Genomic DNA, 8,735 nt, shown 5'->3' on the forward strand with positions numbered 1-8,735 from the left:
ATCGTCATCGGCACGTGGAGCACGCTGGCGCTGATCGCCGCGCTCGCCATGCTGATCATGATCCCGTTCGCGCTCGACGAGGTGATTGCGATGGGTCAGTTCCTTCTCTGGGCGCGCCGGCAAGGCAAACCGCTGATCCGCACCTTCTTCCAAGGCGACGCGATCGCGGCCGGCGGAGAGGACACCTCGGACGCGATGGCCTCGCCAAGCACCTTCTGGGCGGACGCGAAGAAGGGTCTGACCCTGCCATGGACGCTGACTGCGAGCATCGTCATCGGCGTCCTGCTGATGCTCACCCGGGTATTGTTCGGCACGGAACGCGGGATGGCGAACAGCGATCACGTTGTGGGTGCGCTGGTCATCACGGTCGCGATCATCGCCACAGCGGAGGTTGCCCGCGTGCTGCGGCTGATCAATGTCGCGTTCGGAGCCTGGCTCGTGGCCGCGCCTTTCCTCCTGGACGGCGTTGGTCACCTTGGTGCCGTGGCCTCGGTCGTAGCGGGCATTGCGCTCGTCGGCCTCAGCTTTCCAAGGGGGAAGCGCAGCGCCGAGCATTATGCAGGCTGGGACAAGTACGTGATCTGAAAGTATCCTCGATCACTGCTGGCTCCATTGCGGACCTTGATCGCGCATCGCACCGTCTCGCGTGCCTTCGTCGCCGCTTTCTTGCGTCGTTCAATCGGGACCGGTTCACGGTCACGATCTGTCGCCGGCGACGATCGCCCGTTGACGCGGCGATGTTCATCATCGGCTGCCTTGGTGATCGCGCCCTCCGCCCAATACTGCTAATGAGAGCTGTTCGCATAGTGCGCGACGAGTAAAGCTTGGAGACGATCACCCATATGCCGTCACTTCGGGTCGCGCTGATTAAGCCTGCACTCGCGCTGGTCGCGTCGCTTATGCTGCTGTTGATTCCCGCTGCGGCGACGGCCGATCCCGGCGACGTGCAAACCGCTTGGCGTCTGCTCGATTATATGGCGGTCGATTATGGCGGTGCGGTCGCCAACGGCGCGGTCACAAGTGCGTCCGAATACGCGGAGATGACGGAGTTCGCCGCAGGCGTGTCCACCCGCCTGCGCGCGCTCCCTGCGACACCTGAGCGGCAATCCCTGATCCAACGGGCTTCGCAGCTCCAAGGCGTGATTGCCCGCAAGGGCTCGGCCCAACAGGTCGCGGCGCTCGCCTACGGGCTCGCCGCCGATCTGCTCAAGGCCTATCCGGTTCCGCTCGCCCCGGACAAGACACCGGACATCTCCACAGCAGGAGCGGTTTTTCGACAATCCTGCGCGTCCTGCCACGGCATGACAGGCAACGGGCACGGTCCCGACGCCGCCAAGCTCGACCCGCCACCGATCGCCTTTACTGATGCCGAGCGAGCGCGCCAGCGCAGCGTGTTCGCGCTCTATCAGGTGATAAGCCAAGGCATCGACGGAACCGCGATGCAGAGCTTCGTCGATCTGTCTAGCGATCAGCGCTGGGCGCTCGCGTTCCGCTCCGGCAGCTTCGCCTCCACCGACGCACAAGCGGTCGAGGGTGAGCGGCTGTGGAAGTCGGACGCGAGCTTGCGGGCACGAATTCCCGACCTGAAAACCCTGGTCGCGCTCACCCCCGCCGCGCTTGCGGGCAGCATCGGGCAGGTGAAAGCCGACGCGGTGCTCGCCTATCTGCGTCGCCACCCCGATCAGGTGATGCAACAAGCCCCAAGCCCGCTCGCCGTGGCGCGCGCCAAGCTTGCGCAAAGCCTCGCCGCGTTCCAGCGCGGCGACCGGCGCGCTGCAAAGGAACTGGCGCTGTCCGCCTACCTCGACGGGTTCGAGCCGATCGAACCGACGCTCTCGGCGCGCGACCCGAACCTCATGTCCCGGATCGAAGGCGCGATGGGAGAATATCGCGCCGCTGTGGAGAGCAGCACGTCAGCCGATGACGTGACCGAACGAGTGGCAGTGCTGGGCGGCCTGTTCGATGATGCCGAGGCCGCGCTCGCGCCCGACGCCGCGACGCAGGCGTCCACCTTCTTGGGAGCCTTCACGATCCTGCTGCGCGAAGGGCTGGAAGCTCTCTTGATCGTGGTGGCCATGATTGCGTTCCTCCGCAAAGCGGAGCGGCCGGAAGCCATGCGCTATGTGCATGGTGGCTGGGTCGGCGCGCTCGTCGCCGGCGGGATTACCTGGGCGGTTGCCACCTATGCGATCGGTATAAGCGGCGCGAGCCGGGAACTGACGGAAGGGTTCGGCTCGCTGTTCGCGGCCGTGGTCCTGCTCTCGGTCGGAATCTGGATGCACGGCAAGGCACAAGCTGATCAATGGCAACGCTATATCCGCGAGAAAATGTCACGGGCGCTATCGGGCGGGTCGGGATGGTTCCTGTTCGGGCTCGCATTCCTGGTTGTCTATCGGGAGGTATTCGAGACGATCCTTTTCTACGCCGCGCTCTCGACACAGGGGAACACCGCGATGCTGCTGGCCGGGGCCGGCGCAGCGATCAGCCTTCTCGCCGTCATCGCCTGGGCAATGCTCCGCTACAGCCGGACGCTGCCGATTACGCAGTTCTTCCGCTACAGCTCATGGCTGATGGCCGCTCTGACGGTCGTGCTGGCCGGTAAGGGAGTCGCTGCTCTCCAAGAGGCGGGGATCATCGACATAGCGCCGCTCGCCAGCGTGCCACGTATCTCGATGTTGGGCCTGTTCCCGACATTTCAGTCGGTGCTGGCACAACTCCTGATGCTTGCCGCGATCATGATCGGGTTCGCCTGGAACCGCCGCGCCAAGCCGCGGACGGGCGGGCCGCTAGCCTAGCGGCAGGGCAGGTGACGCCCCTCTCTAAAGCGTTGCTGCCAACCCTGACCGTGCATAGCACCGTCTCACGCGCCTTGGCTCGCAATGTAACGGGAGGGCGGCGGGGAAAGCGCCGCCCTCGGGCCATTTACGCGGCCATCTTGTCGCAAGCGTCGGCGCACTTGCGACACGCGGCGACGCAATCCTCCATGCCGTCCAGCCCTTCGCAGCTCGACGCGCACGCCCGGCAAATCTCGGCGCACTCGCGGCAGATATGCCGGTGGTGCTCGGACTTGCGCGCCATGAAGTCGATCGCGACACTGCAAATCTGAGCACAGTCCAGCATCAGCTTCATGTGCTGAGGCTCGGCGTGTCGCCCGCCCGCCTCCAGGCAGTGATTCATCGCCATGTGAAGGCAGGTGATGTGGCATTCATGGCAGGCGTCGATGCACGCCTTCATCTCGGGATCGATCTGATGCATTGTCTTTCCTTCCATATGCGCCCCCCTCCCCTTGTATATACGCGGTACTTGGCGCTATCCCTCGCCGCGGTTTGGACTTCACCGTCCTTACGGCTCGGACCATCGTCCAAGGTCAACCCTTTTCTTTAGCGCAACGCAGACTCACATGTTCCACTCCGATCGCAAGATCGGGCAATCCGGTCGATCTCCGCCCGCGCAGCGACGCGCCAGATCTTCGAGCGACTTGCGCATCGCTCGGAGCTCGTGCTCCTTGCGCTCCATCTCCGCGGCTCGTGCAAGCGCGAGGGCCTTGACCTCACCACTCGCCCGATCGCCGTCCTGCCACAGCGCGACGAGCTGGCCGATCTCCGAAATTGGAAAGCCCAGATCGCGTGCGCGGCCGATGAAGCGCAACATGTGGACTTCGCGTTCGTCATAGTCGCGGTAGCCGGAATCACGCCGCGTGGCCTTCGGAATGATGCCGATCGCCTCATAATGGCGGATCATCCGCTGGCTGACGCCCGAAGCTTTGGCCGCCTGTCCTATATTCACGTATCGCCTCCTCAAGCCGCTGTCGGACGCCAACGGCGAAGCGTCAGAGCATTGGCGACGACGCTGACACTCGACAGCGCCATCGCCGCGCCGGCGATCACCGGGCTTAGATACCCGAACGCTGCCAGCGGGATGCCGACCAGGTTGTAGATGAACGCCCAGAACAGCCCCTGGCGGATCTTGGAATATGTCCGTTTGGAGATGTCGATCGCGTCCGCGACCAGGCGCGGATCGCCCCGCATCAGCGTGATGCCCGCTGCGTGCATCGCAACGTCTGTTCCGGTTGACATGGCGATGCCGACATCTGCTGCAGCGAGGGCAGGGGCGTCGTTGACGCCGTCCCCGACCATCGCGACCGTGCGGTCCCCGCCCCGCAATGCTGCTACCGCATCCGACTTTCCTTCCGGCAGGACATTGGCAACGAAATCGTCGATGCCGAGCTTGGCCGCCGCTGCGCGGGCGCTTCCCGCATTGTCTCCGGTCAGCATCACGCTGCGTATGCCACGGCCATGCAGCGCCGCCACGGCAGCAGCGGCGGAAGCCTTGACCTCGTCGCCGAACGCCAGAAGGCCGAGAAGGCGGCGTTCGGGCGCGCGTTCCGCGACCCAGGAGACCGTCCGTCCCTCGGCTTCCAGCCTGGCCGCCTCACTCGCCAGCGGTGTCATCACGATAGCTTCGTCGTCCATCAAGCGCGTGCTGCCGAGGATCAGGTTGCGGCCGTTGACGTCTGCAGCAACCCCGCGGCCGGGCAGGCCGCGCATCCCGTTGGCGCGGGCGGGTTCGACGCCTTCCGAGCTGGCCCACGCCAAGACGGCCCGGGCGAGCGGATGCTCGCTTCCAGCCTGAAGCGCCGCGGCGAGCGCGATCAGCTCGGCGCGTTCGGCCCCCTCGGCCGGCAGTGCGGCCAGCAGCGAGGGCTTGCCCTCGGTCAGCGTGCCGGTCTTGTCGAACGCGACGATGTTGATGCGGTGCGCGGTCTCCAGCGCCTCCGCGTCCTTGATGAGGACACCGGCCCGCGCGGCAACGCCCGTGCCGGCCATGATCGCGGTCGGCGTGGCCAGGCCGAGCGCGCACGGACAGGCGATGACGAGCACCGCGACCGCGTTCAGGATCGCGACTTCCACTCCGGCGCCGGCGATCAGCCATCCGGCGAGGGTAAGCGCGGCTATGACGAGGACGATTGGCACGAACACGGCGCTGACCTTGTCGACGAGCCGCTGGATCGGAGCCTTGGCGCCTTGCGCGCTTTCGACCAGGCGCACGATGCGGGCGAGGGTGGTCTCAGCCCCCACCGCCGTCGTCTCGACCAGGATGAGCCCGTCCGCGTTGATCGATCCGCCGGTCACTGGGTCTCCAGCGGCCTTGGCGACCGGAAGGCTCTCTCCGGTGAGCATGGATTCATCGACATGGGTCGCTCCCTCGATCAGTCGTCCATCGACGGGGATGCGCTCCCCGGGCCGGACGCGGACGCGGTCACCCGAGCGCACCTCCGCCAGGGCAATCTCTCGTTCGCTGCCGTCGGTGCCGACAACGCGAGCCTGGTCGGGCCGCAGCGCCATCAGCGCGCGGATCGCCTCTCCGGTCTGACGCTTGGCGCGGCCTTCGAGCCATTTGCCGAGCAGGATAAGGGTGATGACGACGGCCGAAGCCTCGAAGTAATAATGCGCATCCATGCCGTGCATCGGCGCGAACAGCAGCTGGTAGAGGCTGAGCCCGTAGGCGGCCGATGTGCCGATCGCGACCAACAGGTCCATGTTGCCGGTTCGGGCGCGCGCGGCCTTCCAACCCGCGCGATAGAAGCGCGCGCCCAGCCAGAACTGCACGGGCGTCGCGAGCAGCAGCTGGATCCAGCCCGGCACCGCCACCTCGATACCGAACGGGGCCAGCAGCATCGGAACGACCAGCGGCAGCGACAGCGCCGCGGCGATCAGCACGTGGCGGAGCTCTCTTGTTGCGGCTGCGTCGCGGCGGGCGTCCTCGGCGCTTCGTTCCGCCTCCGCCGATCCGGTGCGCGCGAATGCGGTGTAACCAGCGCTTTCGACGGCCTCGACCAAGACATAAGTGGGGACGCCACCCACCGTTTCGATCCGCGCCGTCTCGGCTGCCAGGTTGACACTCGCGGAGCGGACGCCGGGCACTTTCAGCAGCGCCTTCTCGACCCGGCCGACACATGAGGCGCAGGTCATGCCCGTGATCGTCAACTCGGTCGTTTGCGTCAACGGGGTGTAGCCCGCCGCAAGAACCGCATCGGCTACGGCAGCGACATCGGATCGTCCATCGACGAACTCGACGTTCGCGCGCTCCGTCGCGAGATTGACCGAGACGCCGGCGACGCCCGGCACCCCGGCGATGGCGCGCTCCACCCGCCCGACACACGTCGCGCAGGTCATGCCATCGATGGCCAGCGACAGCCTGTCTTCGCTTCTCGCCTGTGTCTGCATTGGCAGCTGCGCCGGGGCGCTCATGGTCGTCTCCACTACTGAGTCGATGGCCTTATCGTCCCTCACATCGTGTCAAGGTCAACAGCTAAATACACCCCTTGACCCTGACACAGTGTCAAACCCCACATCTGCTTCATCCACCTCATGGAAGAACGAAGATGATCGATTTCAAAGTTCAGGGAATGACCTGCGGAGGCTGTGCGCGCGGTGTGACCAGCGCGCTTCAGCGCGTCGATGCCAAGGCCGTCGTCAACGTCGACTTGGCGAGCAAGACCGTTTCGGTAAACTCGACGGCCGATGTACAGCAACTCAAGCGGGCCATAGAGAAGGCCGGCTTCGCGGTGACGCAATAGAGAGCCCTATTTTGCCTGAGGGCTTTCGGGGCGGGCGCGTAAAAGGATTGTGTGTTGATCCGCACGCGCCCGCCTCGCGATCATAAGTGCACCGGCCTGAAACGGTCATGACACCGGCTGAAGCCTCAAAAGTCCGCGTTGTTACTTTATGGGGCGGGCGCGACCTTGACGGTGCATCGCACCGTCTCACGGGCTTTCGCAGCAGCTTCTACGCACCTTTCAATCGCTTCGCGATTAACCGTCACGATTCTGTCGGCCGCGACGATCCCACGGAACGCGGTCGGGCTGGCGCTCTGCATTAGGCGCTGCCCTGCTTCCCAACGTGGTAGGCCGAGCGTTCACGCCGCGATGCGCTGCGCCATCTGCTTGGGCGTCATCGCCATGACCGGGGCTTTGGAAAGAATATGGACAACATGGTCGATGCGGCCGGTCGCCGTGTCCACGCCCTGCTGAAGCACGCCAAGCGCCTTGCTGTAGTCGGGCACGTTGATCGCGCGGCGCGCTCGGCCGCCAAGCCCTCCACGGCACGGCGTAGCAATGCCAGCTCACGGTCCTGACCTTCTATCGCGGCACGCAACCGGTCGAACGCGCGGGCCTGGTCCTGCTCGGGCCGGGCATGGTCGCCCGCCATGTCCCTTGCCCCGGTCGCGCGACAGGGCGCGGACGAGCTGGCGCTGGTCGGCGAAGTCGCGCGGCCGTAATGGAGATGCACGTCGTCGCGATGCCGCGACATGCCGACATAGGCGCTGTGCCGGTCCATGCCGGGGGTGGCGAGGACAGGGGCGCGATCGACCGTCACCCCCTGCGATTTATGGATGGTGGCGGCATAGCCATGATCGACATGGGCATAATCCTTGGTGTCGAACGCGACACCGCGCCCGTCATCGAGGCGCACCGCCATGCCCTCGGGCGATACCCGCTCGATCGGGCGAGCGTGCCGTTCTTGACCCCCATGCCCCGTTCGTTGCGAAGGAACATGATGCGGTCGCCGGTCGCGAACTGGCGTGTCCCCCGCTCGGCCTTCACCGTCACGTCGCCGCCAAGGTCGTCCGACGAACGCCCAGCGCCAGCGCGGCGATCAGGTAGCGCATACAGATCTTGGTCGAAGCATCGTTGGCGGTCCCGTCCGATTGGAGCGGGACCATGCGGTTATTGAGCAGGCTTGCCCATTTTGCGGAGCATCGCATTCAGGGTCGCGATTTCGCGGTTCTGGCTTGTGATGGCTTTCTGCGCCTCGCCCCGGACCTCTGCATTCTGGGAACTGCGAAGCGCAATCTGCGACATCGCGACCGCACCGCGGTGATGCTCGATCATCTTGCGAATCCACGTCTCGCCGGCATCGGCTCCCTTCGCCGCCATCATCTTCTGGTGCATGTCCATCTCGGCCGGGCCGTAGGGGTTGGCCGCGGTTGGCTGCATCATCTTGGAATGATCCATGCCTTGATGGTTCATGCCCTGATGCCCCGCCTGCTGGGCTAGGGCCGGGGTAGCGAGCAAGGCAAGGGTCGCCAGCACGGGTACAATACGCAGCTCGATCTCCTCGGGTCGTGTCAATTTTCTACGCGCCGGAAGCGCGCCCCCCTCATCCGCCGAAGCGATAATCGTTGGGTGGCTTGTCCTATCAGTCGCGCTTCGGTTCAAAGCCGGGGAAGAATGGCCTTCATCTGATCGATCTCGCGGCGCTGCCCCTTGATGATTTCGCCGCATAGCGCTTTCAACTCGGGATCACGGAGCGACGCCTCTTGGCACATCAGGATCGCGCCCGAGTGATGCGGAATCATCGACCGCGTGAACGCCCGGTCTCCGATCGTCGTCTGCGTCCGGATCAGCGCGTAGCTGCCGAGGAAGACCGCGATCGAGCCGATAATTAGTGCGCTGTTCGCCGCCCTGGAAGGAAACATATGGCGCATGGCGAGGATCATCGCGACTACCATCGGCGCGACCATCATCAGCGTCATATAGAACATATTCAGGTTGTTGTAGAAGCTGCCTAAACTGTCGATCATCACGAACATAACGAAATACATGATGATGCCGCTGACGACGGTCTGCACCGCCAAGCTCACATATGCGTTCTTCATCATCGCTACTCTCCCGTGTTGATGCCGCCCGCCCGCATAAGTGCGCCGCGCCGTGTCGCGCGTCGCCGGACAGC

Annotated in this window: 8 protein-coding genes and 2 pseudogenes; 3 read left to right on the forward strand and 7 right to left on the reverse strand. The window is 65.0% G+C overall.

The annotated features are described in order from the left end of the window. Together BMX36_RS20645 and BMX36_RS20650 are read left to right on the forward strand one after the other, a co-directional pair. Positions 1-585: pseudogene (locus BMX36_RS20645) on the forward strand (DNA polymerase III subunit epsilon); the annotation flags it as partial. Positions 586-842: 257 nt separating this feature from the next. Further along, positions 843-2,795, forward strand: a complete 1,953-nt coding sequence (locus tag BMX36_RS20650; protein ID WP_046407128.1) for a cytochrome c/FTR1 family iron permease — start codon at positions 843-845, stop codon at positions 2,793-2,795. 127 nt (positions 2,796-2,922) lie between these two features. Here the strand turns inward: BMX36_RS20650 and BMX36_RS20655 are convergent, their stop codons facing one another. The 3 genes from BMX36_RS20655 to BMX36_RS20665 all read right to left on the reverse strand — a co-directional run bounded on the left by BMX36_RS20655 (position 2,923) and on the right by BMX36_RS20665 (position 6,251). Next, positions 2,923-3,255, reverse strand: a complete 333-nt coding sequence (locus tag BMX36_RS20655) for a four-helix bundle copper-binding protein (protein ID WP_066520822.1) — start codon at positions 3,253-3,255, stop codon at positions 2,923-2,925. Between the two features lie 141 nt (positions 3,256-3,396). After that, positions 3,397-3,786 (reverse strand): Cu(I)-responsive transcriptional regulator, encoded by a 390-nt coding sequence (cueR, locus tag BMX36_RS20660; RefSeq protein ID WP_066655886.1) that lies wholly within the window; start codon positions 3,784-3,786, stop codon positions 3,397-3,399. A gap of 11 nt (positions 3,787-3,797) precedes the next feature. Beyond that, the gene (locus BMX36_RS20665) at positions 3,798-6,251 is read right to left on the reverse strand and encodes a heavy metal translocating P-type ATPase (RefSeq protein WP_269430554.1); all 2,454 of its coding nucleotides are present in this window, start codon (positions 6,249-6,251) and stop codon (positions 3,798-3,800) included. Positions 6,252-6,385: 134 nt separating this feature from the next. Between BMX36_RS20665 and BMX36_RS20670 the strand changes: the two genes are divergently transcribed. After that, a complete protein-coding gene (locus tag BMX36_RS20670) occupies positions 6,386-6,580 on the forward strand; it encodes a heavy-metal-associated domain-containing protein (protein ID WP_007407007.1) in 195 nt (64 codons plus the stop codon). Positions 6,581-6,726: 146 nt separating this feature from the next. Here the strand turns inward: BMX36_RS20670 and BMX36_RS22265 are convergent, their stop codons facing one another. The 4 genes and pseudogenes from BMX36_RS22265 to BMX36_RS20685 all read right to left on the reverse strand — a co-directional run bounded on the left by BMX36_RS22265 (position 6,727) and on the right by BMX36_RS20685 (position 8,664). Beyond that, positions 6,727-6,879, reverse strand: a complete 153-nt coding sequence (locus tag BMX36_RS22265) for a DUF6118 family protein (protein ID WP_007407005.1) — start codon at positions 6,877-6,879, stop codon at positions 6,727-6,729. Positions 6,880-7,157: 278 nt separating this feature from the next. Next, positions 7,158-7,624 (reverse strand): annotated as a pseudogene (locus BMX36_RS21515) (Ti-type conjugative transfer relaxase TraA); the annotation flags it as partial. A gap of 105 nt (positions 7,625-7,729) precedes the next feature. Further along, a complete protein-coding gene (locus tag BMX36_RS21520; RefSeq protein WP_007406997.1) occupies positions 7,730-8,134 on the reverse strand; it encodes a DUF305 domain-containing protein in 405 nt (134 codons plus the stop codon). 83 nt (positions 8,135-8,217) lie between these two features. After that, positions 8,218-8,664 (reverse strand): DUF305 domain-containing protein, encoded by a 447-nt coding sequence (locus BMX36_RS20685; RefSeq protein ID WP_081796470.1) that lies wholly within the window; start codon positions 8,662-8,664, stop codon positions 8,218-8,220. Positions 8,665-8,735 lie beyond the last annotated feature (71 nt).

Origin of the sequence: Sphingomonas sp. OV641, assembly GCF_900109205.1 — a bacterium.
GTDB lineage: Bacteria > Pseudomonadota > Alphaproteobacteria > Sphingomonadales > Sphingomonadaceae > Sphingomonas.

Bases quoted from the DNA above. Each gene is read 5' to 3' on its own strand.
- BMX36_RS20655 (WP_066520822.1), bottom strand. From the start codon at position 3,255: ATGCATCAGATCGATCCCGAGATGAAGGCGTGCATCGACGCCTGCCAT.
- BMX36_RS20650 (WP_046407128.1), top strand. From the start codon at position 843: ATGCCGTCACTTCGGGTCGCGCTGATTAAGCCTGCACTCGCGCTGGTC.
- BMX36_RS22265 (WP_007407005.1), bottom strand. From the start codon at position 6,879: ATGCAGAGCGCCAGCCCGACCGCGTTCCGTGGGATCGTCGCGGCCGAC.
- BMX36_RS20665 (WP_269430554.1), bottom strand. From the start codon at position 6,251: ATGAGCGCCCCGGCGCAGCTGCCAATGCAGACACAGGCGAGAAGCGAA.
- BMX36_RS20670 (WP_007407007.1), top strand. From the start codon at position 6,386: ATGATCGATTTCAAAGTTCAGGGAATGACCTGCGGAGGCTGTGCGCGC.
- BMX36_RS20685 (WP_081796470.1), bottom strand. From the start codon at position 8,664: ATGATGAAGAACGCATATGTGAGCTTGGCGGTGCAGACCGTCGTCAGC.